The organism is Nonomuraea sp. NPDC003707, from assembly GCF_053587055.1.
The window spans coordinates 679,438-705,787 of sequence record NZ_JBSFNK010000001.1 but is presented as its reverse complement, the minus strand read 5'-3'; the positions used below and the strand labels follow the sequence as shown (position 1 = coordinate 705,787).

23 protein-coding genes, 1 other RNA gene and 1 pseudogene are annotated in these 26,350 nt (G+C 70.2%); 14 read left to right on the top strand and 11 right to left on the bottom strand.

Annotated features, from left to right (window positions below):
• Positions 1 to 138: 138 nt before the first annotated feature.
• Genes ACWDRB_RS03270 through ACWDRB_RS03260 form a run of 3 tightly spaced genes read left to right on the top strand, consistent with a single transcriptional unit; the run spans position 139 to position 3,806 of the window.
• Positions 139 to 1,305 carry an acyl-CoA dehydrogenase family protein gene (locus ACWDRB_RS03270; RefSeq protein WP_449891665.1) on the top strand — a complete coding sequence of 389 codons (1,167 nt, stop codon included), beginning with the start codon at positions 139 to 141 and terminating at the stop codon, positions 1,303 to 1,305.
• Positions 1,302 to 2,318 (top strand): acyl-CoA dehydrogenase family protein, encoded by a 1,017-nt coding sequence (locus ACWDRB_RS03265; protein ID WP_449891664.1) that lies wholly within the window; start codon positions 1,302 to 1,304, stop codon positions 2,316 to 2,318. Before ACWDRB_RS03270 ends, ACWDRB_RS03265 begins: the two co-directional genes overlap by 4 nt.
• The gene (locus tag ACWDRB_RS03260; protein ID WP_449891663.1) at positions 2,319 to 3,806 is read left to right on the top strand and encodes an AMP-binding protein; all 1,488 of its coding nucleotides are present in this window, start codon (positions 2,319 to 2,321) and stop codon (positions 3,804 to 3,806) included.
• On the opposite strand, the gene ACWDRB_RS03255 is transcribed toward ACWDRB_RS03260, so the two are convergent.
• The 7 genes and pseudogenes from ACWDRB_RS03255 to ACWDRB_RS03225 form a co-directional block, all read right to left on the bottom strand.
• A complete protein-coding gene (locus tag ACWDRB_RS03255; RefSeq protein WP_449891662.1) occupies positions 3,788 to 4,909 on the bottom strand; it encodes a C45 family autoproteolytic acyltransferase/hydolase in 1,122 nt (373 codons plus the stop codon). The two genes, ACWDRB_RS03260 and ACWDRB_RS03255, sit on opposite strands and share 19 nt — an antisense overlap.
• Positions 4,910 to 4,944: 35 nt before the next feature.
• Positions 4,945 to 5,913 (bottom strand): helix-turn-helix transcriptional regulator, encoded by a 969-nt coding sequence (locus ACWDRB_RS03250; RefSeq protein ID WP_449891661.1) that lies wholly within the window; start codon positions 5,911 to 5,913, stop codon positions 4,945 to 4,947.
• 17 nt (positions 5,914 to 5,930) lie between these two features.
• Positions 5,931 to 6,824, bottom strand: coding sequence for an NADP-dependent oxidoreductase (locus tag ACWDRB_RS03245; protein ID WP_449891775.1), 894 nt, complete (start codon positions 6,822 to 6,824; stop codon positions 5,931 to 5,933).
• Positions 6,825 to 6,836: 12 nt separating this feature from the next.
• Positions 6,837 to 7,730 (bottom strand): annotated as a pseudogene (locus tag ACWDRB_RS03240) (zinc-binding dehydrogenase); the annotation flags it as partial.
• A gap of 56 nt (positions 7,731 to 7,786) precedes the next feature.
• Positions 7,787 to 9,217, bottom strand: coding sequence for an Nramp family divalent metal transporter (locus ACWDRB_RS03235; RefSeq protein WP_363966016.1), 1,431 nt, complete (start codon positions 9,215 to 9,217; stop codon positions 7,787 to 7,789).
• A gap of 66 nt (positions 9,218 to 9,283) precedes the next feature.
• Entirely contained in the window at positions 9,284 to 10,033 is a 750-nt protein-coding gene (locus tag ACWDRB_RS03230; RefSeq protein ID WP_449891660.1) for a GNAT family N-acetyltransferase, read from the bottom strand.
• Positions 10,034 to 10,129: 96 nt separating this feature from the next.
• The gene (locus tag ACWDRB_RS03225; RefSeq protein WP_449891659.1) at positions 10,130 to 11,575 is read right to left on the bottom strand and encodes a flavin-containing monooxygenase; all 1,446 of its coding nucleotides are present in this window, start codon (positions 11,573 to 11,575) and stop codon (positions 10,130 to 10,132) included.
• A 94-nt stretch (positions 11,576 to 11,669) separates the two neighbouring features.
• On the opposite strand from ACWDRB_RS03225, the gene ACWDRB_RS03220 reads away from it, so the two are divergent.
• The 8 genes from ACWDRB_RS03220 (at position 11,670) to ACWDRB_RS03185 (ending at position 20,031) form a co-directional block, all read left to right on the top strand.
• Positions 11,670 to 12,470: a Nif3-like dinuclear metal center hexameric protein gene (locus tag ACWDRB_RS03220; protein WP_449891658.1), complete on the top strand. Its 801-nt coding sequence runs from the start codon at positions 11,670 to 11,672 to the stop codon at positions 12,468 to 12,470.
• A 2-nt stretch (positions 12,471 to 12,472) separates the two neighbouring features.
• Positions 12,473 to 13,213 carry a zinc ribbon domain-containing protein gene (locus tag ACWDRB_RS03215; protein WP_449891657.1) on the top strand — a complete coding sequence of 247 codons (741 nt, stop codon included), beginning with the start codon at positions 12,473 to 12,475 and terminating at the stop codon, positions 13,211 to 13,213.
• Positions 13,210 to 14,517: a bifunctional RNase H/acid phosphatase gene (locus ACWDRB_RS03210; protein WP_449891656.1), complete on the top strand. Its 1,308-nt coding sequence runs from the start codon at positions 13,210 to 13,212 to the stop codon at positions 14,515 to 14,517. Before ACWDRB_RS03215 ends, ACWDRB_RS03210 begins: the two co-directional genes overlap by 4 nt.
• Before the next feature lie 36 nt (positions 14,518 to 14,553).
• Positions 14,554 to 14,941, top strand: an RNA gene (rnpB, locus tag ACWDRB_RS03205) — RNase P RNA component class A.
• A 504-nt stretch (positions 14,942 to 15,445) separates the two neighbouring features.
• Positions 15,446 to 16,780 (top strand): WD40 repeat domain-containing protein, encoded by a 1,335-nt coding sequence (locus ACWDRB_RS03200; protein WP_449891655.1) that lies wholly within the window; start codon positions 15,446 to 15,448, stop codon positions 16,778 to 16,780.
• 281 nt (positions 16,781 to 17,061) lie between these two features.
• The gene (locus ACWDRB_RS03195) at positions 17,062 to 17,784 is read left to right on the top strand and encodes a VOC family protein (protein ID WP_449891654.1); all 723 of its coding nucleotides are present in this window, start codon (positions 17,062 to 17,064) and stop codon (positions 17,782 to 17,784) included.
• A gap of 157 nt (positions 17,785 to 17,941) precedes the next feature.
• Complete coding sequence (locus ACWDRB_RS03190; RefSeq protein WP_449891653.1) at positions 17,942 to 19,114, top strand: NAD(P)/FAD-dependent oxidoreductase; 1,173 nt, start codon at positions 17,942 to 17,944, stop codon at positions 19,112 to 19,114.
• The gene (locus tag ACWDRB_RS03185) at positions 19,111 to 20,031 is read left to right on the top strand and encodes an RNA polymerase sigma-70 factor (protein ID WP_449891652.1); all 921 of its coding nucleotides are present in this window, start codon (positions 19,111 to 19,113) and stop codon (positions 20,029 to 20,031) included. Before ACWDRB_RS03190 ends, ACWDRB_RS03185 begins: the two co-directional genes overlap by 4 nt.
• A gap of 18 nt (positions 20,032 to 20,049) precedes the next feature.
• On the opposite strand, the gene ACWDRB_RS03180 is transcribed toward ACWDRB_RS03185, so the two are convergent.
• Positions 20,050 to 20,919 (bottom strand): alpha/beta fold hydrolase, encoded by an 870-nt coding sequence (locus tag ACWDRB_RS03180; RefSeq protein ID WP_449891651.1) that lies wholly within the window; start codon positions 20,917 to 20,919, stop codon positions 20,050 to 20,052.
• A gap of 39 nt (positions 20,920 to 20,958) precedes the next feature.
• The gene (locus tag ACWDRB_RS03175) at positions 20,959 to 21,546 is read right to left on the bottom strand and encodes a GNAT family N-acetyltransferase (protein ID WP_449891650.1); all 588 of its coding nucleotides are present in this window, start codon (positions 21,544 to 21,546) and stop codon (positions 20,959 to 20,961) included.
• Positions 21,547 to 21,654: 108 nt separating this feature from the next.
• Between ACWDRB_RS03175 and ACWDRB_RS03170 the strand changes: the two genes are divergently transcribed.
• Positions 21,655 to 22,599, top strand: coding sequence for a TetR/AcrR family transcriptional regulator C-terminal domain-containing protein (locus tag ACWDRB_RS03170; protein ID WP_449891648.1), 945 nt, complete (start codon positions 21,655 to 21,657; stop codon positions 22,597 to 22,599).
• A 7-nt stretch (positions 22,600 to 22,606) separates the two neighbouring features.
• Here ACWDRB_RS03170 and ACWDRB_RS03165 read toward each other — a convergent pair whose 3' ends face one another.
• On the bottom strand, positions 22,607 to 23,068 hold the full coding sequence (locus tag ACWDRB_RS03165) for a DUF2871 domain-containing protein (protein WP_363965989.1): 462 nt from the start codon (positions 23,066 to 23,068) through the stop codon (positions 22,607 to 22,609).
• Positions 23,069 to 23,190: 122 nt separating this feature from the next.
• On the bottom strand, positions 23,191 to 24,129 hold the full coding sequence (locus tag ACWDRB_RS03160) for an SDR family NAD(P)-dependent oxidoreductase (protein ID WP_449891647.1): 939 nt from the start codon (positions 24,127 to 24,129) through the stop codon (positions 23,191 to 23,193).
• 99 nt (positions 24,130 to 24,228) lie between these two features.
• On the opposite strand from ACWDRB_RS03160, the gene ACWDRB_RS03155 reads away from it, so the two are divergent.
• Both ACWDRB_RS03155 and ACWDRB_RS03150 read left to right on the top strand, forming a co-directional pair.
• Positions 24,229 to 24,807: a TetR/AcrR family transcriptional regulator gene (locus ACWDRB_RS03155; protein WP_449891774.1), complete on the top strand. Its 579-nt coding sequence runs from the start codon at positions 24,229 to 24,231 to the stop codon at positions 24,805 to 24,807.
• Positions 24,808 to 25,081: 274 nt separating this feature from the next.
• A complete protein-coding gene (locus tag ACWDRB_RS03150) occupies positions 25,082 to 26,110 on the top strand; it encodes a dipeptidase (protein WP_449891646.1) in 1,029 nt (342 codons plus the stop codon).
• The last annotated feature ends 240 nt before the right edge of the window (positions 26,111 to 26,350 follow it).

The window sequence follows — 26,350 nt, the reverse complement described above, 5'->3', positions numbered from 1 at the left end:
ATGATCACAGTACGTGCCTCTACATCCAATTATCGGAGATTCAGTGACAAATCACGCCAAAAGACCTGCAGAACAGTGCTCTATGCGGCATCCGGTCGCCTGACTAGAGTAAGTGAGCACTGATGCCAAGGAGTCGATGTGAACCTTGCTGACTATCGGCGGTCCGCCAGGACCTGGCTGCAGGAAAATGTCCCGGCGGACGACCGGCCCGGGGGAGACCCGATCGCCCGGGCCAAGGAATTCATGGCCAAGCTCCACGACGCCGGCTACTCCGGCATCACGTGGCCGCGGCAGTGGGGCGGCCAGGGGCTGACGCAGGCGGAGGAGCGCGCGTTCGCCGCCGAGGCCCGCGGTTTCACCCTCCCCACGTACGTCTTCTCGATCGGCCTCGGCATGACCGGGCCCACGCTGGTCGACCGGGGCACCGACGCCCAGCGCGAGCGGTTCGTCCGGCCGCTGCTGCGCGGCGAGGAGATCTGGTGCCAGCTCTTCTCCGAGCCGGGCGCGGGCAGCGACGTGGCCAGCCTGCAGACGAGGGCCGAGCGCGACGGAGACCACTGGATCGTCAACGGCCAGAAGGTGTGGACCTCGGTCGCCCACCACGCCGACTGGGGGCTGCTGCTGGCCCGCACCGACGTGGAGGTGCCCAAGCACAAGGGGCTGACCATGTTCGTGGTGGACATGCATCACCCCGGGGTCACGGTCAGGCCGCTGAAGGACATGACCGGCAGGTCCAACTTCAACGAGATCTTCTTCGACGACGTCCCCATCCCCGACGAGCACCGCGTCGGCGAGGTCAACGACGGCTGGAGCGTGGCCGTCACGACCCTGCTGCACGAGCGGCTGTCGATCTCCGCGGGCGTGGGCATGAGCGGCCAGAAGGAGGACCCGACCTCGCTGGAGGCGCTGCGCCGGGTGGTCGACACCGGCGACCCGCTGGTCCGCGACGAGCTGGTCGAGCTGCACATCCGCAGCCGCGCCCTGGCGCTGTTCAACCAGCGGCTGGCCCAGGAGACCGAGGCGGGGATCTTCCCCGGCGCCCGGGGCAGCGCCGCCAAGCTGCTGCTGGCCGAGCTGACCATGTTCCAGGCCGACCTGGCCACGCGGCTCGCCGGCCCGGAGGCCGTCCTGGGCGACTCCCCGCTCGCGCAGGCGATCTCGCTGGCCCCGGCCATGTCGCTGGGCGGCGGCACCAACGAGATCATGCGTAACATCGTGGGCGACCGCGTGCTCAACCTGCCCCCGGAGCCCCGGATGGACAAGACCGTGCCGTTCAAGGACCTGAAGGTGGGGACGCAGGGGTGAAGCTCGTACTCGATGAGGAGCAGCGGCAGCTGCGCGAGGCCGTACGCGCCTTCCTGGGCGCCGCCTCGCCGCTGCCCAAGGCGCGGCACGGCTACGACCCGCAGGTGTACGCCAGGCTCAACGGCGAGCTGGGCCTGGCGGGCCTGATCATTCCGGAGGAGTACGGCGGCGCGGGCGCGGGCCTGGCCGAACTGGCGGTCGCGCTGGAGGAGACGGGCGCGGCCCTGCTGCCCGGGCCGTTCCTGGCCACCGCGTTCGCCGCGATCGCCCTGACCCGCACCCCTGACAAGGAGCTGCTCGCCGCCGTCGCGGAGGGCCGCACCACGGCCACGCTCGCCCAGGCCCCCGTCGACCTCGACGGCGGGGCCGTGCGCGGCACGCTGACGCAGGTGCTCAGCGGCATGGAGGCCGACGTGCTGGTGGCGCCCGCGCGCGGCGGCGACGGCGAGCTCCTGGTCGCCGTCGAGCTGGCCGGGCCCGGCGTCACCAGGACCCCGCTGGAGACGCTCGACCTGACGCGCGGCCAGGCGCGGGTGGTCTTGGAGGGCGCGCCCGCCCGCGTGCTGGGGCCGGCGCCGGAGGTCGGCGACCGGCTGTGCGTGGCGCTGGCGGCCGAGCAGCTCGGCGTGATGCGGGCGGCGCTGGACGCCATCGTGGCCTACGCCAAGATCCGCGTCACTTTCGGCCGGTACATCGGCTCCTACCAGGGTGTCAAGCACAAGCTGGCCGACATGCACTGCAAGCTCGAACAGGCCGAGTCCATCGTCAGGTACGCCGCCTGGGCCGCCGACGAGTCGCCGGAGGAACTGCCCGGCGCCGCCGCCCTCGCCCAGGCGTACGTCGGCCGCGCCTGCTTCGAGGTGGCCCGCGACCACCTGCTGCTGTACGGCGGCATCGGTTTCACCTGGGAGCACGACGCGCATCTGTTCTACAAGCGGGCCAAGGCGGACGAGGTGCTGCTCGGCCCGCCCCGCATCCACCGCGCCCGCCTCGCGCAGCTGCTGGAGCTCTAAATGGATGTCAGCCAGTTGCCCGGCTTCTACGCCATCGCCGCCGCCGACCCGGACCGCCTCGCGGTGATCGACTCCGACGGCACGAGGACGTCCTACGGCGAGCTGCTCGCCCGGGTCAACCAGGTGTCGCACGGTCTCAGGGCCCGCGGGCTCGGCACCGGCGACGTGGTGGCGGGCGTGCTGCCCAACGGCATCGACGCCATCGTCATGGTCATGGCGACCGCGCAGATCGGGCTCTACTACGTGCCGATCAACTGGCACCTGACGGCGTCCGAGGTGGCGTACATCCTGGCCGACTGCGACGCCAAGGTCGTGGTCACCGGGCCCGACCACGCCGTACCCGGCGGGGAGATCGGCACGGCGGGGCTGGCCGAAGGGCAGCCTGCCGACACGCCCGGCGAGCGGACGTCCGGGGCGGTCATGTGGTACACCTCCGGCACCACCGGCTTCCCCAAGGGCGTGCAGCGGCCGCTGCCGGGCGTCGCGCCCGAGCAGATGGTGCCCGCCTACCAGTGGTTCCTCGGCGAGGTCGTGGACCTCAAGCCGGGCGACGACGTCCATCTGGTGACCTCGCCGATGTACCACTCGGCGCCGTGCGCGCACACCCAGTTCGCGCTGCACCTCGGGCACACCGTGGTCGTCGCGCCCAAGTTCGAGCCGGTGACGATCCTTGAGCTCGTCGAGCGATACCGGGTCACCAACGCGATGATGGTGCCGACCATGTTCCACCGCATGCTGCAGCTGCCGGAGGAGGTCAGGGGCAAGTACGACGTGTCGAGCCTGCGCCAGGTCATCCACACCGCCGCCGCCTGCCCCGTCGCGGTCAAGCAGCAGATCATGGACTGGTGGGGGCCGGTGCTGTACGAGTACTACGGCTCCACCGAGTCGACGATCGCGTTCGCGGTCAAGCCGCACGACTGGCTGGCCAGGCCCGGCACGGTGGGGCGGCCGGTGCCCACGTTCGAGGCCAAGATCGTGGACGAGGACGGCGCCGAGCTGCCGGCCGGCGAGCCCGGCCTGATCTACGTCAAGTCGGCCATGGGCACGTTCGAGTACCGCAAGGACCCGGCGAAGACGGCCGCCAGCATGCTGGGGGAGTGGTACTCGCCGGGCGACATCGGCTACCTGGACGAGGACGGCTACCTGTTCCTGTGCGACCGGCGGACCGACCTGATCGTCTCCGGCGGGGTCAACATCTACCCCGCCGAGATCGAGGCCGCCCTGCTCGAGCACCCGGCGGTGGCGGACGTGGCCGTCATCGGAGTGCCGGACGAGGAGTGGGGCCACCACGTGGTGGCCCTCGTCCAGCCCGCCGAAGGGGTCACGCCCGGCCCCGGACTCACCGCCGAGCTGCTGGAGCACTGCGGGCCGCGCATCGCCAGGTTCAAGCACCCGAAGGAGATCGAATACCGCTCCCTGCTGCCGCGCACGCCCACGGGCAAGTTGTCGCGCTCCAAGGTGCGCGAGGACTACCTGTCGGAGGGGTGAAAGACCAGCTCCTCGCTGTAGCGCCGGCCGTCTCCCAGGTAGAAGCGGGCTGACAGGGTGCGGTCGGCGGTGTCGAAGACGGTCGTCCACAACGTGCGGAACGGCAGGGCCGGGTCCTCGGCCTGCCGGACCGCGCGCAGGTGGTCGCGCAGCTCCCGCGGTGACACGGCGGCGCCCTTGCTGCGCTCGTACAGCGTGCGCAGCCGCTCGTAGGTCCGGAAGCCGCCCGGGGTGTCCTCGGGCAGGTTCATCGGGTCGGGGTGGCGGTGCAGCAGGTGGTTGGTGACGCAGAGCGGGCCGTCGCCGAGCTGGACGATGTGCTCGCTGCCGTCCCTGCCGCGCTCCCACACGAACGCCTGCCCGTGGGCGTCGGCCACCAGGTAGTGCAGGGAGGTGCCGTGGTCGTACTGCTTGGCGCCCAGCAGCGCCTGCTTGGCCTGCTCCACGTTCGCGCAGGTGTCGACCAGGAACCTGGGCAACTGCACGCTCCCCACCCCGACCTGTGGCGCGATGTGCTCCGGCGGCGCGGCGCGCTCGAAGTCGGCCACCAGCAGCACGACCGCCAGGCCGGCCGAGTTGATGCCGTCCATGCAGCCGTCGAGGTCCGACATGGTGATCACGGTGGAGGCCAGCCCCTCGTCGGGCACCGTCGTGATCACGTAGGGGCGCGAGGCCATCGGCAGCTCGCCCGGCCTGGGCGCGGTGCCCATCACCTCGCTGCTGGTCATCGGGAAGAAGTCGTAGTTGCGGCCCACCCGGCCGTGGCCGTCCGCGGCGGCCGACGGCGGGATCCACAGGGCCGAGCAGCCGGTGCCCTCGGGGACGTAGTTCAGCCCGTCGAGGGCCAGATCGTCCTGGTCGGGGTCGAGGCCGAGGACCGCCGCCGCGCCGTCCATACGGGCATGGTGCTGCGGCCAGTGCCGCTCGAACCACGTCCTGCGGGCCCGGTTCACCGCCGGGTCGGCCGGCATGGGGGCCCAGCCCAGCCGGCGGGCCTCCTCGGTGAGCGCCCTGCCGATCTCGAACTGGCTGCCCGTGAGCGTGAGGTGGTGCACGAGCTGGAAATCGTCCTTGCCGCCCGCCACCCGCGTCATGTTCTTCATGCCGCCGAGCCTGGGGCCGTCCGCTGACCGGAGCCCTACCGTTCGCTGACCGCCCGCCGGTAGCGCTCGGACAGCCTCAGCACGGCCTCGGCCAGCTCGGGCGGGTCGAGCACCTCGAAGTCCACGCCCATCAACCCGATCCACCTGGCCATGCTGTCCGGGTCGTCGCCGCCCAGCCTGACCAGGCAGGTGGCCTCGTCCACCGGCTCCACCTCCAGCCCCGCCGGCAGGTGGGCCAGCCGGTCGGCCGGGGCGTGCGCCAGCACCGTGGCCCGGTGGCGCCACGTCGCCGTGTTGACGCCCTTCTCCACGTACGCCGCCACGTCGCCGCCCTCCGGCGGCTCGCGCGGGGTGAACCTGGGCCCGGCCGGGGTGCGCGGGCGCACCCGGTCCACCCGGAACGTGCGCCAGCCCTGCCGCTCGACGTCGTACCCCACGAGGTACCAGCGGCCGCGCCGGTGCGCCAGGCGGAGCGGCTCCACGTCCCGCACGGCCGTCGCGCCGTCGTGGCCGGTGTAGTCGAAGCGCAGCCGTTCGTGGTCGCGGGCCGCGTTCGCGATCGTGGTCAGCACCTCGGGGGGTACGGCGGGCACGTCGCCCGGTACTTGCCCCGGTATTTGCACGGTGTAGGTGTTGAGCGCGTTCACCCGGCGGCGCAGCCGGGACGGGAGCACCTGCTCCAGCTTGGCCAGGGCCCGCACGGAGGTCTCCTCGATGCCCTCGACGCCGCCCCTGGCCGCCCGGCCCAGCCCGACCGCCACCGCGACGGCCTCCTCGTCGTCGAGCAGCAGCGGCGGGAGCGAGGCCCCGGCGCCCAGCCGGTAGCCGCCCGCGACCCCGGGCGTGGCGTGCACGGGGTAGCCGAGCGTGCGCAGGCGCTCGACGTCGTTGCGGATCGTCCTGGTGGAGACCCCGAGCCGGGACGACAACTCGGGGCCGGTCCAGTCCCGGCGGGCTTGGAGCAGGGACAGGAGCTTCAGGAGGCGGGCCGAGGTTTCCAGCATGAGACCAGTGTGCCGCGCTATCGCGGCAAGGTCCCTTCCGTGTTCACCACGATCTTGCCCAGGAAGTGGCCGTCCTCGCTGAGCCGGTGCGCGTCGGCGATCCGCTCCAGGGGGAACGCCTCCGCGATGGGGATCCGGACGTTCTGGTGGTCCACCGGCCCTTTCGCGCCGCCGGACGAGAAGCGCACGCCGAGCTCGGCCGCGCCGGCCCGGTCGGCGATGGTGATCACGTTGGCGGGGTCGCCGGCCAGCTTCACCGACAGCTCCAGCTCGCCTCTGCCGGAGGCGTCCAGCACCCGGTCGACGGGGCCGGGCAGGCGCTCCTCCAGGCCCTCGCCGTACGTGACCGGGTGGACGCCGAGGCCGCGCAGGAAGGCGTGGTGGCGCTCGCCCGCCGTCCCGACGACCCGGGCGCCCGCGGCGAGGGCGAGCTGCGCGGCGGCCAGCCCGACGCCGCCCGCGACCGCGTGGATCAGCAGCGTCTGGCCCTTTTCCAGGCCCAGCCCGTCCAGCGCGCGCCGGGCCGTCTCGACGGCGACGGGCAGCGCGGCGGCCTCCTCGTACGTCAGATCGTCCGGCTTGGCCGCCAGCAGGCCCGCGTCCGCGATCGCGTGCGTGGCGGCGGCACCTCCCTCGACCTGCCCGAACACCGGGTCGCCCAGCCGCCACCCGGTCACCCCGGGGCCGAGGGCGTCGATCGTCCCGGCCAGTTCGAGCCCGGTGCCCTGAGGCTCCCCGAGGGGCGCGCCCATGAGGCCGCGGCGGATTTTCCAGTCGATGGGGTTGACCCCGGCCGCCCTGACCGCGATCCGCACCTGTCCCGGGCCGGGCTGGGGGAGCGGGATCTCCTCCAGCGCCAGCACCTCCGGACCGCCGTGGGCGCGGTAGCGGGCGGCCTGGGCGGTGACCAGCAGGACCGCCTTGCCGACCAGCTCGCGGCTCCCCAGGGCGGCGTGGGCCTCGTGCGCGCGTTCCAGCGGCACGGCCAGCCCCACGACGGTCGTCAGGATGTCGTGCTCCAGGGCCCGCCCGGCCAGCCGCCGGAACTCGTCCGGGGCGAACTGGACCTGCTCCATGCCCACCACCCGCGCGGCCCCGGGCTCGATCCGGGCGGTCGAGCCGCTGGGCACGCCGTAGGCGAAGAACGTGCCGCCGGGCTCGAGCAGCTCGTACGCGGCGCCGCCGACCTCCCCGCCGACCCCGTCGAACACCACGTCGAAGGGCCCGCCGAGCTCGTCGTACCCGACGGCCTCCGCCGCGCCCATGCCCAGGGCCGCGGCCCGCTTCGCCGCGCCGCGGGCGGCCGCCGTCACCCGGGCCCCCGCCGCACTCGCCAGCCCCACGATCGGCAGCCCCAGCGCGCCACCGGCCCCCGTGACCAGCACCCGCGTCCCCGGCTTCAACTCGGCCGCCTCCACCAGGCTCAGGGCCGCGGGCCCGACCTGGATGAGCGCGGCCGCCCACCACAGAGGCACCTCGTCGGGCACCGGGACCACCGTCTCGACGTCGGCGACGACCCGCTCGGCGTACGCGCCGCCGCCGGGCAGGAACGCGGCCACCCGCCGCCCCGCCCACGCGCCGTCCACCCCGTCGCCCACCGACAGCACCCGCCCGGCCACGCCGGTGCCGGGCACGAACGGCGGCTCGCCGGGGAACCACTCCCGTCCCCACCCGGCCCGCAGCTGCGCGTCGAGCGACATCACGTCCACCACCGACACGCCGATGAGCACCTGCCCCGGGCTGGCCTCCGGCTCCGGCGCCTGCCGGACCTCCAGCACCTCGGGACCGCCGAACCTCGTCACCTCGATCACGTTCATGCGGCCGAGTCTGTAACCTCAAGTCCGGTTGAGGTCAATTCCGGGGCAGGTCACTCTCAGCCGAACAGCTTGTCCGCCTGCTGGATGAGGACCATCACGGTCAGCGTGCCGAAGAACGCCACCGACCAGATCAGCGCGCCGAGCCGGTACGAACGCACCTTGATGGGCTCGGGCAGTGACCGCCGGTTGAGGATGATCAGCAGGATCGAGTACACGAACATCATCACGGCCGCGAAGCACGCCGAGAGCACCAGCAGGATGAGCGGCTGGTCGAAGCCCGCCAGCAGGAAGGCGATCCCGATCAGCGCCATCGCCCAGACGGTGTAGAAGTAGACGCGGTTCACCGAGACGGGCTTGTCACGCAGGTAGACCGTCTTGATCGTGTCGGAGGCCAGCCGCGAGGTGTAGTCGACGATGCCCATGGCGGAGGCGAACAGCGCCAGCGCCCCGATCACCCAGAACAGCACGCCGAACCAGGGCCCGACGACCTCCTGCAGCACCTCGCCCTCGACCTTGAGGAACTGGATGCCGTTGGCCAGCCCCTCGCGGCCGAACACGGTGGAGTAGGCCAGCATCGACATGAACGCGATCGTCAGGAACGACACCACGGCGAAGGTCCAGGCCTGCTCGATGTTCGCGAAGCGCCACCACTGCCGCCAGCGCGCCAGGTTCTCCTTGGTGGGCGCGAACTGGAAGCCGGTCGAGGCGGCCGCCTCCTCCTGGCCGGTCACCGGGCTGACCAGGCGTGGCACGTACTGGCCCATGCCGAAGCCCTTGTCGCGGATCCAGTTGCTCTGGCAGAGGTTCTGGCCGCCGCCCGCGCCGGCGTAGGCGATGGCGCCCATCAGCAGCGAGAACTCCAGCGGCGGCACCGGGATCCGGGCGCCGACGGTCAGGCCCTTGCCGAGCTGGACCCAGCTCTCCGCGTTGATCGCGAACAGGACGGCGACCAGGATCAGCGTGGCCACCAGGATGATCTTCACGAAGATGACCCGTTCGAGCGCGGTGTAGATCACCGGCGCCAGTGTCAGGCCGAGCGCGATCACGACGAGCATGCCGATCGCGATCCACCGCACGCTGCCCGCGCCCGACCCGGTCAGGTACGTCACCATCGTCGCGGACGTGGTGACCCAGCCGGGCCAGAGGTTCGAGCAGAGCGTCATCACCACGAAGACCAGGCCCCAGTGTTTCCACATCCGGCTGAAGCCGGTGAGCGCGGTCTCACCGGTGGCCAGCGTGTAACGCTCGATCTCCATGTTCAGGAACCACTGCGTGATGATGCCGATCGCGGCTCCCCAGACGAAAATGAGCCCGACTTGGGAGGCGATGTACGGCCAGAGAATGAATTCGCCCGACGCCAGCCCCACACCCGCGCCGACCAGTCCCGGGCCGATGATGCGCCAGGTCGATCGGGGAGGGTCGGGCAGGTCGCGGACGGTGACGGACGGTAGGACTCGCGCGGGAACGGTCGGGGTGAACTCCGCCATGCGAATCTCCTTGCTAAGCGTTGCCTAGCCGCAACATTACAGAGACCGCAAACTCTGGTGGAATACCTAGTTAACCTGCTTGACCACGTATTCTCCGGATTCGGTGAAACCCACGACACGCCAGCCCGCTTTCATGCGCCGGCCGAGCGCGTCACGCACGGCCAGCCGCCACGCCGCGGCCGCCGCCGGGTTCTCGCGCCGCAGCCGCTCGACGTCCGCCGGCGTCCCCACGAGCACCGTGCCGCCCCGCGCCTCCTTGGCCACGGGCCACCCGTCCTCGTCCGACAGGAGCGCCTCGGCGGCGGGCGGTTCGCCGGGTTTCGCCGTTTCTGTGAGGCGCCACGCGGCCAGCAGCCGGTCGGACGCATCCCCCTCGTTGATCGCGTCGGCCATCTTCCCGTAGAAGTCCTCCAGGTACTCCTCCGGCATGGCGCCCAGCTTGACCAGGTTGAAGCGCGCGTTCCTGCGTACGAGGGGGTCGAACGTCCAGGTGATCCGCTCCAGCCCCTGACCCAGGCACCACTCGCGCTGGTGCGACTTGAGCGCGTGGCCGATGCCCCTGCCGATGACCGCGCCGGTCACGTGCGAGTGCAGCGTCCGCTCCGCCGCCCTGAACCCGACCGAGGCGCCCACGAGCGTGCCGCCCTCGTCGTACGCGCCCGCCACGTAGTTGCCCGTGTGCGCGAACCCGATCATCAGCTCCATCGTCACGGGCGGGTTGTGCGGCGCCGGGTGCCAGATGTCGTCGAAGAGCCGGTAGACCTCCTCGAACTCGTCGATCTCCCGCAACTCCCTGATCTTCACACCACCGTTCACCCCTCCATTTACGCACGCCCGCGAGTCCCCACCGGACGTCCCCTTACGCACGCCTGCGCGATCCAGGCCCGCAGATCCGGGCCCGCACTGTGGCGGCTACGGCGTCCTCAGGCCGACGGGGCGGTAGGCGGGGGCAGGGGGCCTGGCGGTGAGGCGGCGGTAGAGGGTGGTGGGGCCCGGCCAGTTGTTCGTCACGCGGCCCTCGGCCGTCTTATACCAGCTCCGGCAGCCGCCGCCCCACACCATCCGCGCCATCGCCGCGTCGAGCTGCCCGCGCCAGGCCGCCATCACCTCGGGCCGCACCTCGATCGGCCCGTTGGCGGACAGGTACGGCAGGCAGGACATGATGTGCTCCACCTGGCACTCGATCATGAAGACGATGGAGTTGTGGCCGAGGTTGGTGTTGGGGCCGTACAGGAGGAAGAGGTTGGGGAAGTTCGGCACGGAGATCCCCAGGTACGCCTCGGGCCCGCCCTTCCACTGCTCCTCCAGCGTGCGGCCGTCGCGCCCGGTGATCTCCATCGGGGCCAGGAACTCGGTGGTCCGGAAGCCGGTGGCGTAGACGATCGTGTCCACCTCGTGCGGGCCCTCGGTGGTCTCGACGCCCGTGGGCGTGATCCGTACGATCCTGTCCGTCACCACGTCGACGTTGGGCCTGGTCAGCGCGGGATAGAAGGCGCTGTCGATGACGACCCGCTTGCAGCCCGGCGGGTAGTCGGGCGTGAGCTTGGCCCGCAGCGCCGGGTCGGGCACCTGGTCGTGCAGGTGCCGCAGGGCGCGTTTCCTGAGCAGGTCCGCGCTCCAGCCCTGGGCGAGCGCGGGATAGAGGGTGGCCTCGGCGTACCGGTAGAGCCACTCGCGGTAGGCGCGCTGGAGGCCGGGCACGTAGTGGAACCCCAGCCTGGCCAGCGGTCCGAAGGTGGTGTCCGGCTTGGGGATGACCCAGTTCGGGGTGCGCTGGAAGACGTACAGGCGCTCGACCTGCTCCGCGATGCGCGGGATGAGCTGGGCCGCCGACGACCCGTTCCCGATCACGGCGACACGGCGGCCGGTGAGGTCGTGGGTGTGGTTCCAGCGGGCGGAGTGGAAGGAGACGCCCCCGAAGTCCGGCATTCCCGGAATGTCGGGTAGGTGGGGGCGGTTGAGCTGGCCCGCGCCGGTGACGACCATGTCGAACGGCTCGGTGCGGTCGCCGCTCGTCACCTGCCACCTGGTGCCGTCGAAGTCGGCGCGCTGGACTTCCGCGCCGAACCGGATTTTTCGCCTGACATCGTATTTATCGGCGCAATGTTCAAGATATCCAAGAATTTCGGGCTGTTCTGGGTAACGGCGGGTCCAGCTCGCGTACTTCTCGAATGAGTACGAGTAAAGATGCGAGGGAATGTCGCACCCCGCCCCGGGATAGCTGTTGTCGCGCCAGGTGCCCCCGAGGTCGTCCGCCCTCTCGAAGACCGTGTACGAGCGGATCCCGGCCCGTTCGAGCCGGATCGCCATGCACAGCCCGCCGAACCCCGCTCCGACGATCGCGACGCTTGGTGACATGCCGCCCTCCGCAGGTCAGGATTCACTTACATTACGCCGAACGCCGTTCCACCGACACCCTCTCCCGTGCCGATAGTCTGCGCAGGTGGCTGCTGTGTCGTTGAAGAACGTGATCGAGGTGCTCGAGGCGGCCTACCCGCCCGCCCGGGCCGAGTCGTGGGACGCCGTGGGGCTGGTCTGCGGGGATCCGGCGCAGGAGGTGCGCCGGGTGCTGTTCGCGGTCGACCCGGTGGCGGCCGTGGCCGAGGAGGCCCTGGAGTGGCGGGCCGACCTGATCGTCACCCATCACCCCCTGTACTTGCGCGGCACCACCAGCGTGGCCGCGACCACGCCGAAGGGCCGCCTGATCCACACCCTGATAAAGAACGACATATCGCTTTACACCGCCCACACGAACGCCGACGTGGCCAACCCCGGCGTGTCGGACGCCCTGGCCAGGGTCGTGGGCCTGGTGGGCGACCTGGTGCCGCTCCAGCCGTTCCCGGACGACCCGTGGCGGGGTCTGGGCCGCATCGGCGAGCTGCCCTCGGCGATGACGCTGGGCGACTTCGCGGCACAGGCGTCCAAGAGCCTGCCCCGTACGTCCTGGGGGATCCGCGTGGCAGGCGACCTCGACCGGCCCGTCACCCGCGTCGCGGTCAGCGGCGGCGCCGGCGACTCCCTGCTCGGCACGGCCAAGGCGGCCGAGGTCGATGTGTTCCTGACGGCGGATCTGCGGCATCATCCGGCGAGTGAGTTCGTGGAGTCGGGCGGGCCCGCGCTCATCGACGCCGCGCACTGGGCGACAGAGTGGCCCTGGCTGGACAGCGCGGCGTCCATCCTGCACTCCAGTGGCGTTACCGTTGAAACGCGCGTCTCCGCCACGGTCACCGATGCTTGGACAAAAGGATATTGATCATGAAAGCAGCCCCTGAGGCACAGAAGAGACTGCTCGACCTGGCAGAGCTCGACTCCGTGATTGATCGGCTGGCCCACCGCCGCCGCACCCTGCCCGAGCTGGCCGAGATCGACGAGCGGTCGAAGTTGTTCGCCAAGGTCGCCACCCAGGTGATCGAGGCCGAGACCGAGGCGGGCGACCTGGCCCGCGAGCAGGCCAAGGCGGAGAGCGACGTCGACGCCGTGCGCACGCGTGCCGACCGTGACCAGAAGCGCCTCGACTCCGGCGCCGTGACCTCGCCGCGCGACCTTTCCAGCCTGCAGTCCGAGATCGCCTCGCTGCACAAGCGCCAGGGCGACCTGGAAGAGGTCGTGCTGGAGATCATGGAGCGCAGGGAGGCCGCCGACACCAAGGTCACCGACCTGATCGCGCAGCGTGACGAGCTCGCCGCCGCCCTGTCCACCGCCGAGGCCCGCCGCGACGAGGGGCTCCAGGGGATCGACAAGGAGGCTTCGGAGGTAAAGGGCCGCCGGGGCGGCGTCTCCGGCGAGATTCCCGCCGACCTGCTGGCGCTTTACGAGAAGCTCAAGGACCAGTACGGCGTGGGCGCCGCGATGCTGCGCGGCGGCCGGTGCCAGGGGTGCAAGGTGGCCCTGTCCATCGCCGAGATGAACCGCATCAAGGCCGCGCCCCACGACGACGTCCTCCGTTGTGAGGAGTGCCGGCGCATCCTCGTACGTACGGCAGAGTCAGGCCTGTGACCTCCTACGTCATCGAGGCGGACGGCGGCTCCCGCGGCAACCCGGGGCCCGCCGGCTACGGCGCGGTGGTCATGGACGCCTCCGACGGCCAGGTGCTGGCGGAGGCGGCCGAGGCCATCGGCGTCACGACCAACAACGTCGCCGAATACCGCGGCCTGATCGCCGGCCTGCAGGCCGTGCTGCGGCTGGGCGGCGAGGGCGCGCCGGTGGCCGTCCGGATGGACTCGAAGCTGGTCATCGAGCAGATGGCGGGCCGCTGGAAGATCAAGAACGAGGGGCTGCGGCCGCTCGCGATGGAAGCCGGATCCCTGGTCAGGCGGCTGCGGGTGACGGAGTGGACCTGGATCCCCCGCGAGCGCAACAAGCACGCCGACCGCCTGGCCAACGAGGCCATGGACGCGGCCGCCAAGGGCCTGACCTGGAAGGCCGGCGGCACCACCCAACCGGAGCTCCAGGAAGAGCCCCCGACCGCAGCGGGAGCGGGAGAGCCCTCCACGGCCCGCACCACGGCGCCCACCACCACACCGCCTGCCATCGCCCAGCAGACAGACCTCCTCGACATAGGCGCTATCGGCACCACGGGCACCATCTCCGAAATATCCGCCCCAACCGCCTCCACCGCCGCGGCCCAGCAACGCACGGCCAAGGCGCCCGCCAAGGGCACCGGCTGGGCCCCGCCCACCCGCGTGGCCACCTCCTTGCTCCTGCTCAGGCACGGCGAGACCGCGCTGTCCGTGGAGCGCAGGTTCTCGGGCAGGGGCGACGCCGAGCTCACGGCCAACGGCCTGGCCCAGGCCGCGGCGGCCGCCGAACGGCTGTCGCGCGAGCCGTACCGGCTGGATGTGATCGTCAGCTCGCCCCTCAAGCGCGCCAGGCAGACCGCGGAGGCGGTCGCCCGGCGGACCGGGCTCGACGTCGAGGTGGACGAGGACCTCAGGGAGCTCGATTTCGGCGACTGGGAGGGCCACACGTTCACGGAGGTCCAGCGCCGCTGGCCCGCCGAGCTCTCCACCTGGCTCGCCGACCCGGAGACCGCGCCGCCCGGCGGCGAGAGCTTCGCCACGGTCGCCCGCCGCGTCCAGGCGGCGGGGGAGCGGCTGGTGGAGCGCTACGAGGGCAAGACCGTCCTCGCGGTCTCCCACGTCACACCCATCAAGATGCTGCTGCGGCTGGCCCTGATGGCCCCGCTGGAGTCTCTCTACCGCATGCACCTCGACGTGGCCTGCCTGTCGCTGATCGAGTACTACGCGGACGGCCCGGCCGTGGTGAAGTCGTTCAACGACACCTCACACCTGCGCCGTTGACCGGGAACGCCGCGGAGCTTGGTAAAGTGCTGCAGACGAGTCGGCCGGGCGACCGCGTCGGGCCATCCGGCCCGCCGAGGAAGGTCCGGGCTCCACAGGGCAGGGTGGTCGGTAACACCGACCCGGGGTGACCCGCGGGACAGTGCCACAGAAAGCAGACCGCCTCCCGGTTGACGGGAGGTAAGGGTGAAAGGGTGGTGTAAGAGACCACCAGCGCCCACGGTGACGTGGGCGGCTAGGTAAACCCCACCCGGAGCAAGGTCAAGAAGGGACGCTCTTCGGAGCGTCCCGCGCGCGACGTTCGAGGGCTGCCCGCCCGAGCCGCGCGGGTAGACCGCTCGAGGCCGCCGGCAACGGCGGCCCTAGATGGATGGTCGCCCCTTCTCACGAAGGACAGAACCCGGCCTACAGGCCGACTCGTCACCCAATCCCTCTCTGACCTGGGAGGGAACGGGGATGCCCCAAGGCCACTGCACGTTCAGCGATGGTCCGACCGCCCTGTCGAGCGCTTCTCCGGCCCTGGCAGAAGCTTCGGGGACGAGGTGGCCGTACAGGTCCACGGTGGTTGTGGTCGACTCGTGGCCGAGCCACTCGGCTCTTCGCCACGACTACCTGTTGGTTGGCCGTGGTCATACCCGTATCGAAGTCGCGGAACGAATCGGTTTTCTGCTTGCTACACGGACCGTTTTCCCGGCGACTTCCAGGAGCCACTTGGGAAACCAGCTGCGCCGCCTCCTCCCCATCGGCCAGGTCTCCGGAGCCGACGAATCCTGATGGAATTCACGCTCGATCCGGAGGTTGGCTGAGTCCGGCAGGAATTCGAAGGGTCCATAGCGAAGCTTCACTTCGGCAATGCGGCCACGTTTACCCCCTTTATTTGTTCGGACGTGGTTTGATCTGGCGTGGATCGTCCCCGAACGGAGCACACGTGTATGTCCCACACGCCGACCGGACACGGTGGTTTCTTGCCCTTTTGGTCGTCTTAGCCGTCTCCACCTGGAGCCTCGCGGTCGAGGCGGGCGGGCGGCGTGACGCTGAGCGCGTAGCGTTGGCGCAGAGGCTGGCGCTCAAAGGAGCGGAACTACGCGAAGTCGATGCGGGGGACGCCCGATTACTCGGCGCGGCAGCCGTACGCCTGCACGCCGACGCTCAGACGGTGGAAGCACTGGCTGACACCCTCGCGAACGAAGGACTTGCCGATCTCACTGACGTCAGCCGGTCCGATGACGTGGCGATCGCATCGGACGGGTCCTTCGTCCTCGCCCGCCCCCTTGATGAGAAGGTGCATCGGTGGGATCTGCGCGAGGAGCACCCAGACGTGAGTGTGCTTGATTTCAAAGTCTCCTCGGTCGACCAAATGGCAATGTCGGCAGACGGGCGCGCTGTTGCGACCGCCGAGGATTTCGACGGCGTGACCCTGTGGGATCTCGGCGAGCGGACACGCCCACGCAAGGTGGCATTCCTGCCGCTCGGGGAGTCCTTCGATGAGATCGTCCTGTCTCGCGATGGGGCGACTGCCTTGATCGCATATGACGATTTGAGCGACGATCTAAATATTGTGATGGTGGAGGTATGGGACTTCAGGCGTCTGTCCCATCCGGCCCGCCGATCGACACTGAAGGTGCCCGGCGATTTTCTCTACAACATGGCCATCAGCGCCGATGGCAAGACGGCGGCGGTGGTTGGAGGCGAGGGTTTCCTTGTCTGGGATCTGACGGATCCGGCCCATCCGGCCGAGCTCTATGCCGATGATCAAGGGGAGGAATCCGTCGCGCTCAGCCCTGACGGACGCAGAGCCGTGTTCGGCACCGGAAATGCGGCGGAGGTCTGGGACCTCAGCGACCGCACGAAGCCTGTGCGTGTGGCGACGATGGGCGGGGAATTTCATGACGTGTTCGCCGTTGCCATGGCACGCAAGGGGGACCTGGTGCTTACCGCCGATTATCGGGGGCGTGCCGTCCTGTGGGATCTGTCAGAACCGTCGAGACCTGTGAGGTTGGCAGCCCTGAAGACGGGGGTTCGTGCCGTGCATGCGGTAGCCCTCAGCGACGACGGGCGGACCGCGGTGATGGGCAGCGCGTGGAGTGGCCCCCGAGTCTGGGATCTTTCGCACGTGGGCCAGGATCCGCTCAAGAGCGTTTGTCGTCGAGAGGAATACGTGATTCCTCGCGAGTTTTGGGATCGCTACACCGACGGGCAAGGCTCTGCATACGCCGACGGAGACGGAGACTTCCGGCCCTGCGATGGTGTGCTCACCCGATAGCGCATAGCAGGACTACAGGACGCTGACAGGGCTCGGCGGGGTTCGAATAGGCGCAACGAAGGTCCACCTTCCGACACGCCGCTGTGCTGCAAAAACGCCTACCCGCACGTCCTGGGGGCCGAATGCGCTTCACCCAGGTAAGCGCGCTGTGCCCGTTCGTGGGCCGGGCGCGGGAGAAAATGCGTGGCGGGGCCTGTATGCCCGACGTTATCTTCTCCATGGGCGCGGCGGACGTGCCCTTTCTGCGGCTTTGAATCAGCAGATCGGAGGTGCGGAGCGGAATGGCTTGTCGCCTCCACGCGCTCTGCTTCGACGCACACGACCCGCTCCGTCTCGCGCGCTTCTGGGCCGGCGTCCTGGACTGGGAGCTGGCCGACGACCCCCGCGACGGCGTCGCGCTCCTGCCGAGCGATGACACCGGGTTCCGGATCCGGTTCCTGCCGTCCCAGGCGCAGAAGATCAGCCAGAACCAGATGCACTTCGACCTGACGAGCAAGTCCCTCGAGGGCCAGCAGGAGACGGTGGCGAGGTCGCTCCGGCTCGGCGCCCGGCACATCGACGTCGGTCAAGGTCCGGAGGATGAGCATGTCGTGCTCGCGGACCCCGAAGGCAACGAGTTCTGCGTGATCGAGCCGGGCAACAACTTCCTCGCCGAATGCGGATTCGTCGGGGCGCTCGCGTGCGACGGTTCGCAGGAGGTCGGCTACTTCTGGAGCGAGGCGCTGGGCTGGCCGCTGGTCTGGGATCAGGACCAGGAGACCGCGATCCGCTCGCCACAGGGCGGCCCGAAGATCACCTGGGGCGGTCCGCCGCTGGACCCGAAGACCGGGAAGTACCGGCTGCATTTCGACCTCGCTCCGCCCGCCGGCGGTGATCAGCAAGCGGAGGTCGAGCGGCTCGTCGCCCTCGGGGCGACGCGCGTCGACATCGGTCAGGGCGAGGTCGACTGGGTGGTCATGGCCGATCCCGATGGCCATGAGTTCTGTGTTCTGAGCCCGCGATAGCGCCGTTGCTCGCGTCCTCTCGTGGCCGCTGACCAGGCGAAAGCCTCCGTAGCCTGTTCATGAGGCGGGGTGTGGCGCACGTCACACCTGGCCCGTGTCACGTATCGGCGAGCAGCTTGCATCACGTGGTCGTCAGTGCGAGGAGAAGGGCGCAAAGATGACCGAACATCGGGTTCTGATTCTGGGGGCGGGGTACGCGGGCATGGCCGCGGCGATCCAGCTCGCGGCTCGGGGTACGCGGCGCGAGGACGTGCAGGTGACCCTGGTGAACGCGCAGGAGCGGTTCACCGAGCGGCTGCGGCTGCACATGTCGGCGACCGGGCAGCGGGTCGCCGAGCTGAGCATCCCGGAGCTGCTGGAGGGCACGGGCGCGCGGTTCGTGCGGGGCTGGGTGACGGCGGTCGACGCGGACGCGAAGCTCGTACGGATCGACGACGACCGGGTGCTGCACTACGACACGCTGGTGTACGGGCTGGGCAGCGTGGCCGACACGTCGGCGGTGCCGGGCGTGGAGGATCACGCGTACACGCTCAACAGCGCGCAGGACGCCGAGCTGCTGGCCGATCGGCTGGCTCGGCTGGGCCGTGGCACGGTCGTGGTCGGCGGCAGCGGGCTGACCGGCGTCGAGTCGGCCGCGGAGATCGCCGAGCAGTACCCGGAGCTGGATGTCGTGCTGCTGGGCCGGCAGGAGCCCGGCGTGGCCATGAGCCCCAAGCCGAGGGCGTATCTGCAGGCCGCGCTCGCGCGCCTGGGCGTCCGGGTGCTCAGCGGGGCCGAGGTGGTGAAGGTGCTGCCGGACGCGGTGGAGCTGGTGGGCGGGGAGCTCGTCGCCGCCGACGCCGTGCTGTGGACGAGCGGTACTCGAGTGTCGCCGCTGGCGGCCGCGGCCGGTCTGACCGTCGACGAGCGTGGCCGGGTCGTCACCGATGCCGCGCTGCGGTCGGTGTCGCACCCGGACGTGTACGCCGTGGGCGACGCGGCCGCGATCCGGCAGGGGTACGGCGTCATGCACGGCACGTGCCAGGGCGGCATGCCGACCGGTGTGCACGCCGCGGTGTCGATCGTCCGCACGCTGGACGGCAGGCGGCCCAAGCCGTTCCGTTTCGGCTACTACCACACGCCGGTGAGCCTGGGGCGGCACGATGCCGTCGTCCAGTTCACCCACCCCGACGACAGCCCCCGACGGGCCTATCTCACCGGCCGGACGGCGGCACGGTATAAGGAGACGGTGACCGCCTCGCCCTGGCCGACCTATGGCCGCATGAAGAAGCTGCCCGCCTCGGGCGCGTTCTGGCCCCGCGGCGGCCGCTTCACCAGGGGCGTGCGGTGACTCAGCCGTACTCCGATCGCGACCAGCAGGTCTTCAACCAGCATCGCAACCTGCTGTTCTCCGTGGCCTACCGCATCCTCGGCACCGTGACGGACGCCGAGGACGCGGTCCAGGAGGCCTGGATCAAATGGTCGGCCGCCGACCGTTCGCAGGTGGCCGACCCCAAGGCCTATCTGGCGCGGATCGTGTCGAACCTGGCGCTGCAACGGCTGCGCTCCACGCAGCACCAGCGCGAGACCTACGTCGGGCCGTGGCTTCCGGAGCCGATCCTGACCAGCGGCGACACCGCCGACGACGTCACGAACGCCGAGTCGGTGTCGACGGCGATGCTGGTGGTGCTGGAGACCCTGAGCCCGCTCGAACGCGCGGTCTTCGTGCTGAAGGAGGTCTTCGGCTTCAGCCACGCCGAGATCGCGGAGGCGGTGGAGCGCTCCGAGCCCGCGGTGCGCCAGGCCGCGCACCGTGCTCGCGAGCACGTACGGGCCCGGCGGCCCCGGTTCACCGCGGACCGGTCGCGGCAACGCGACGTCACCGAACGCTTCCTCGCCGCCGCGACCGGCGGCGACATCAACACCCTCATGGAACTGCTGTCCCCGGACGTCACCCTGTGGACCGACGGCGGCGGCAAGGTTCGCCAGGCGCTGCGGCCGGTGGTGGGCGCGGAGACGGTGGCCGCCTGGTTCGCCGCCATCGGTGAGGTCACCTACCAGGGCGTCGAGCCCGCCGACATGAACGCCGCACTGGTCGAGATCAACGGCGGCCCGGGCGTGGTGTTCAGCGGCCTGGGCCGGGTGATCGCCACTGTCACGTTCGATTTCGACGCCGAGGGCCGCATCTTCACCATCCACAACATCGCCAACCCGGACAAACTCCAGGCCATCGCGGACGGCACCACGCGCGACGTCCGTACCCCCTGAGACCTCGCGCGCGCGGGACTAACGGCTGAGGAGCTCGCTGAAGATCTCCACCACTTCGGGCCGGTCGAAGGGGCCGACGTGGGGCGCCGCGACGCTTCGCACGTCGGTCGGGTTGTCCGGCGTGAGGCGGTCGGCCTCCTGGATGAACCGGTCCTGCAGCGCCGGCGGGATCAGCCGGTCGAGGGTGAAACGTACGTAGGTCCGGGGAATGCGGCCCCACGTGTGCGCCTCGCCCCGGGCGTCGGCCATGGGGATGCCGGCGGTCTCATCCGGTTCGAGCAGGTTGAGCAGCCGGCTCACCCCCTCGTCGGTGAAGTCGCCGGCCAGGGCCTCCCTGACGCCGCGGAACACCGCCGGGTCGGCCGAGCGCCAGTTGAGCCGGGTCACCCCGAGGACCGCGGGGTCGGCGACCAGCGCCTGGGTCACTTGGGGGAGGAGGCTGTCGCTGTTCTCGGGCGTGGCGAGGTAGGCGGCCAGGTTCGGCAGGTCCACGCAGCAGTACGCGGCGACATAGACAACCCGGTCGAGCAGCTCGGGGATGGCGTTGCCGACCCTGCTCACGGTGACGCCGCCCTGGCTGGCGCCGGCCAGGATCACGGGCCCGAGGCGGTGGGCGCGGCGGACCACGTCCACGACGCGTTCGACGTAGTCGTCAATGGTGATCTTGGCGAGCGGCGACGGCTCGGTCGCCAGCGCCTGGAGGTCCTGCGGGGCCTGGTACGCGCGGGGGTAGAACGCCTCGTCGCCGTGTCCCGGAAGGTCGACCATCAGGGCTCGGTGCCCGCGCAGGGTGAGTTCGCGGATCAGCCCCGTGCCCAGGGCCGAGGAGGAGTTGGTCCCGTGGACGAACACCAGAGTCGGCGCGCGTCCTGCTTCATGGTTGGTCATGGTTGCTCTCTTCCTGGTTCGTTGGGTTTGTGTGGGTGGTCAAGGCCGCGGCCGGCGCCACATCGGCCACAGGAGCGGACTGTCGGCCACGCGTACCGGTTCGCCGAGATCCTCGAAGCCGTGCCGCAGATAGAGGTCGCGGCTGCGGGGCGAACTCGCCTCCAGGTACGCGGCGAGCCCATCGGCGTCCGCCCGCTCCAGCCGGTGCCGCAGCATCGCCGTACCGAGTCCGGCGCCCTGCCGCCCGCCGACCACTCCCATGCACGCGAGGTAGAGGTGCGGTTCGTGGCCGGGGTGCCGTTGGGCCAGCGCCTCGCCCACGGCCTGCAGCCGTGCTCCGTTCTCGCCGAAGACCTGGTCCGCCCCATCGTGGGACGTCTGGCCGGTGGCCGGCGCCAGCCACAACGAGGCGCCTTCGCGACCGCCGATCAGGTACGCCTCGGCGGTGGGCTGGGCCAGCAGGGAGCGGTAGAAGTACGACTGGAGCCGACCTCGTTCGCTCGCCTCGGGGAAGAGCCAGCAGGCGAGGGGGTCGTTCATGAACGCCTCGGTGAGGACGTCCAGCACCGCCTGCTCGTCTGCTCCATCCGCCTTCCGCACGGATGCGTACGGCGTATCAACTGTCATGCGTACAGAGTATTTGGATAGCCGCCTTTCTGGCGGTTTTAGGGGAAAGAAGTGAACTAGTACTGTATAGAGTGAACTAGTGCACTTATCGATGGATCGGAGGTCCCCATGCAGCGAACGGATCCGCCCTACCAGCGGATCGTCGCGGAGATCCGTGCCCGGATCCTGAGCGGCGCCCTGCGGCCCGGCGACCGGATGCCGTCCATCCGGCAGATCGCCCAGCGATGGGGCGTCGCGCTCGCCACCGCGACCAAGGTGATGGCGGCGCTGCGCGACGAGGGGCTGGTCGAGACGAAGGTCGGCTCCGGCGCGGTGGTCAGCTCACGTACGACCCTCAAGCAGCCGGTCGTGCCGCCGAGACCGCGGCAGGCCGGTGTCCCCAAGCAGGCGCTCAATCGCGAGCAGATGCTCCGCACCGCCATCAAGATCGCCGATGCCGAAGGGCTCGACGCCGTGTCCATGCGGCGGCTCGCGGCCGAGCTCGGCGCCGGTCCGATGTCGCTCTACCGGCACGTGGAGAACAAGGACGAGCTGGTGACGCAGATGGTCGACGAGGTCTTCGGCGAACCGGAGCTCCCCGTGCCCGGGCCGGACGGCTGGCGGGCCAAGCTCGAACTGATCTCCCGCGCGCAATGGCAGCTGGTACGGCGGCACCTCTGGTTGCCCAGGGCCGTCTCGTTCACGCGCCCGCTGCTCGTGCCCAACATGATGGCCCACACCGAATGGACCCTGCGCGCGCTCGACGGGCTCGGCCTGCCCATGGAGACATGCATCCGGGAGGCGCTCGCGCTGCACGGACTGGTCATCACCGTCGCCCTGTCGATGGCGGACGAGGTCGAGGCCGAGCAGGAGACCGGCGTGACCCTCGACCGGTGGTGGCTCGCGCAACGGAACCGCGCCGACGAACTCCTCGACAGCGGACGATTTCCGCTGTTGGCCACGATCCCGGAGGAGACGGTGTCGGACCTGGACGGGCTGTTCGAGTACAGCCTGGCGCGCCATCTCGACGGCTTCGCAGCCCTGGTCGAGGGTCAGGCCCGGGCGCGACCATGAGCCCTCGTCAGGCTTCGGCGTTCCGCGGTGCCGCGTCGGCCGGGACGGGGTCAGTCGCGGGGGCGGGCTTGGCGGGGATGCGCTTGCCCAGGGTGACGAACAGCAGGATCAGGCCCACGGTCAGCAGGACGTGACCCAGTCCGGAGATCAACGCGATGGCTTCACCGCTGGGGCGGCCCAGGACGGTCAGGGTGCCGTGGAGGGTCATCGTGGCGACGGTCACCGCCAGGCCGGCGTTGTAGATCCAGAAGAACCAGCCGAAGAGCCGGACGGAGGTCAGCGCGAACAGCTTCTCCAGAGCGAGGACCACGAGAAAGAACAGCATCCCGAGCGCGAGCAGGTGCGTGTGGACGACGCCCAGCTGCGTGTCGCCGGTGAAGCCCGTCAGCTTGGTCAGCTCGCGGTAGTACAGGCCGCTGACCAGTCCGAGGATCATGTAGACGTGAGCAACGTTGAGGATCTTCCTCATGGGCGCTGACCTTCACTCTCGCGCGGGGGGAAACGGTGCGGCCCTCGCCGGGTGAGGTTCGCTGGAGTGGCGTTCTTCTGGTGCCGGTCGGTGCCGGGAGGACATTATCGGACTGTGGTCCGCTACCGCAATGCCGCCGGAGGGCTCGGGTCGAGGCCGGTCAGGGCGGAGCTGGCGGTCCACACGCGGGCCGCGAGTTCGGTGTCGGCCAGATGGCCGCGTACAGGTTCGAGGGTGGGCAGGCCGCGGATCCCGAAGACCCGGGGTCCCCATAGCTGGCCGCCGCGTACGGACGGGTCGAGGACGGCCCGGACGGCGGGCCAGGCGGCGGCTTCCTTGCCCTGGAGGAGGAGGCCGGCGGGCAGGCCGCGCAGCCGTTCGCCGGTGGTGGGCAGGTGGACCGGCGGGCGGGCCGGTGTGAGGGAGTCGAGTGCGCCGCCGGGGTGGGTGACCACGCTCAGCGTCGTGCTGCCGGCGGCGCGCAGGCGGCGGTCGAGTTCGAAGCCGAAGAGCATCTGCGCGAGCTTGGATCGCGCGTAGGTGCGTTTGGGCCGGTAGTCGCGCGCGCTCTGGAGATCGTCGAGGTCCAGGCTCTCGGACTTGGCGGTAAAGCTGCCGGTGGTGACGACGCGGCTCGCGGGCGTGGCCGCGAGCAGGGGCGAGAGCCAGTGGATCAGCGCGAAGTGCCCCAGGTGGTTGGTGGCGAACATCAGCTCGTTTCCGTCTCCGGTGACCCGCCGTTGTGGCTGGTCGAGCAGCACTCCGGCGTTGCAGACGACCGCGTCGAGCCTCTCCAGGCTCAGGGCGTCCACGGAGGCTTTGAGCGAGGAGAGGTCGGCGAGGTCCAGGCGGATGTGCCGTACGTCGGCGCCGGGGACGCGAGCGCGGATCGAGGCCCGCGCGGCTTCGGCCTTGGCGGTGTCGCGGCTGCCGAGGATGACGGTGGCGCCGGTGCCGGCGAGTTGTTCGGCGACGAAGTATCCGATGCCGGCGTTGCCGCCGGTGACGAGGAAGTGCTTGCCCTTGGCGGGCGGAAGACGTCGTACGTCCCAGGGGGACATGGTCGGCTCCTTGGCTCGATGGTTTCTGAACTGACTCTGAAACTATAGTCATTATGGATTCGTAGGCGTTACAGGTTTCGCTACGATGGGGACGTGGAGATGGGGCGCCGGGAGCGCAAGAAGGCACAGACCCGCCGGGCGTTGTCGGACGCCGCGTTGCGGCTGTTCGCCGAGCACGGGTACGACGGCGTCACCGTCGCCCAGATCGCCGACGAGGCGGACGTCTCCATCGCCACGCTGTTCGCGCACGTGCCGGACGGCAAGGAAGCGCTGATCTTCGACGACGGCGCGGAACGGCATGTCTGGCTGGCCGCCGCGGTCCGCGACCGGCCCGCCGGTCAGTCCGTACTGGAAGCCCTGCGTCGGTGCCTGGCGGGTCGGGGGCCGTTCACCGACGATCTCCCGCCCGAACTGCGGGCCAAGCGCGACCTGATCGTCAGTACGCCCGCCCTGCGGGAGTACTCGCGCAGGCTCTGGATAGCCGGTGAAGGGCCCCTGGCCGAGGCGATCGCCGCCGAGAGCGGCCGCGACCCGTCCGACATGACCGTCCGCGCGCTCGCCCGCTATGTCCTGGAGATTCCTGAGCTCGCGGGTGTGGAGGCCGACCCCCTGGCCGCGATGAACGCCATCTTCGACCTGCTCGAATCCGGCTGGCCGGAGTCGCACGAGGACGCCTGACCGGCTCACCCGATCCTGGGGTGAACTCCCGACGGCGACGCCACTCCCAGCGGCGAGGCCACTCCCGGTGCCACATCTGCAGCACGGTGCCCCCTTCGGTCACCACCACGGACTCGGCCGTCACCCGTCGCCGCGCGCGGTGGGTGCCTGACCGGGTGCACGCGATTCCCCACTGGGCACACTTGAAACTCAACCCACAGTCGTACAAGTGATCCAAAAAATCGGACTCAGGGCGCATTGGAGCAGGTCCAGCCCTCGCGATAACGTCCATCGCATGACGCTTTCCCTCCACCGACGCGCAGTCGTGGCCGACACACACAACGATCTGCTCATGGCCGTCTCCGCGCGGCCGCCTCAGCAGTGGGCCTCGTTCTTCCGGGAGAGATGGCTGCCCCAGCTCGTCGAGGGCGGAGTCGATCTGCAGGTCCTGCCGGTCTTCATCGACGACCAATATCGGCCGGAGGGTGCGCTGAGGCAGACGTTGCGCATGATCGAGTGTGCGCACGTGCTGGCCGAGGGAAATCCCGACCACGTCCGGATCTGTCTGAACGCGGCCGACATCGACAGCACGCTCGAAGAGGGCAAGATCGCGCTGGTGATCGCGCTGGAGAGCATGCCGGGCATCGACGCCGACGTCGAGCTGATCTCGACCGTTCACCGCCTTGGCGTACGGGTGGCGTCCATCGCGCATTTCGGGCGCACGGCGTTGGCCGACGGCAGCGGTGAGGACGCCACGGGCAGCGGCCTGACCTCCCACGGCATCGCGGCGCTGGAGGAGATGGAGCGGCTCGGCATCGTCTTCGACGTCTCCCACCTGGGCGCCTCCGGCGTGGCGCACGTCCTGGAGCTGGCCACCAGACCGGTCATCGCCACCCACTCCGCCGCCAGGGCGCTGCGCGACCACCACCGCAACCTCACCGACGACCAGCTCCGCGCGGTGGCCGCCACGGGCGGCGTGATCTGCGTCAACTTCTTCGCCCCCTTCCTCGCCGAACGCGAGGAGGACATGACCCTCGACCGCCTGCTCGACCACATCGAGCACATCGTGTCCGTCGCCGGGATCGACCACGTCGGGCTCGGCCCCGACTTCATCCGCGAGGTCATGGACGACCTGACGCCGCCGTGCTGCGAGGGCCTCAACACGAGAGGCGTCAACCCGAAGTCGGCCGTCCCGGGGTTGGCGGGTCCCTCCGGCCTGCCCATGGTCACCGAGGGCCTGCTCGCCCGCGGCCTCCCGGAGAAGGACGTCACGAAGATCATCGGCGGCAACGTGCACCGCTTCCTGAGCGAGCAACTGGCGTGATCGGCGGCATGCGGTCGAGGTTCGGTCAGCGGCAGGGTGCATCGCCTTCGGGCAACAGCTGAGCTGGTCAACGCCGGCGTGCACCGCCTCCGGGAAATAGCCGGGTCGGCTAACGCCGGCGAGCATCGCTCTCCGGCCAGGTAACTCGGTCGGTTAACGACCGCGCGCACGCTTTTCCGGCAAATAGCTGGGCCGGTTGGCGGCAGCGTGCACCGTTTTCCGGGTAAGTAGCAGGTGGAG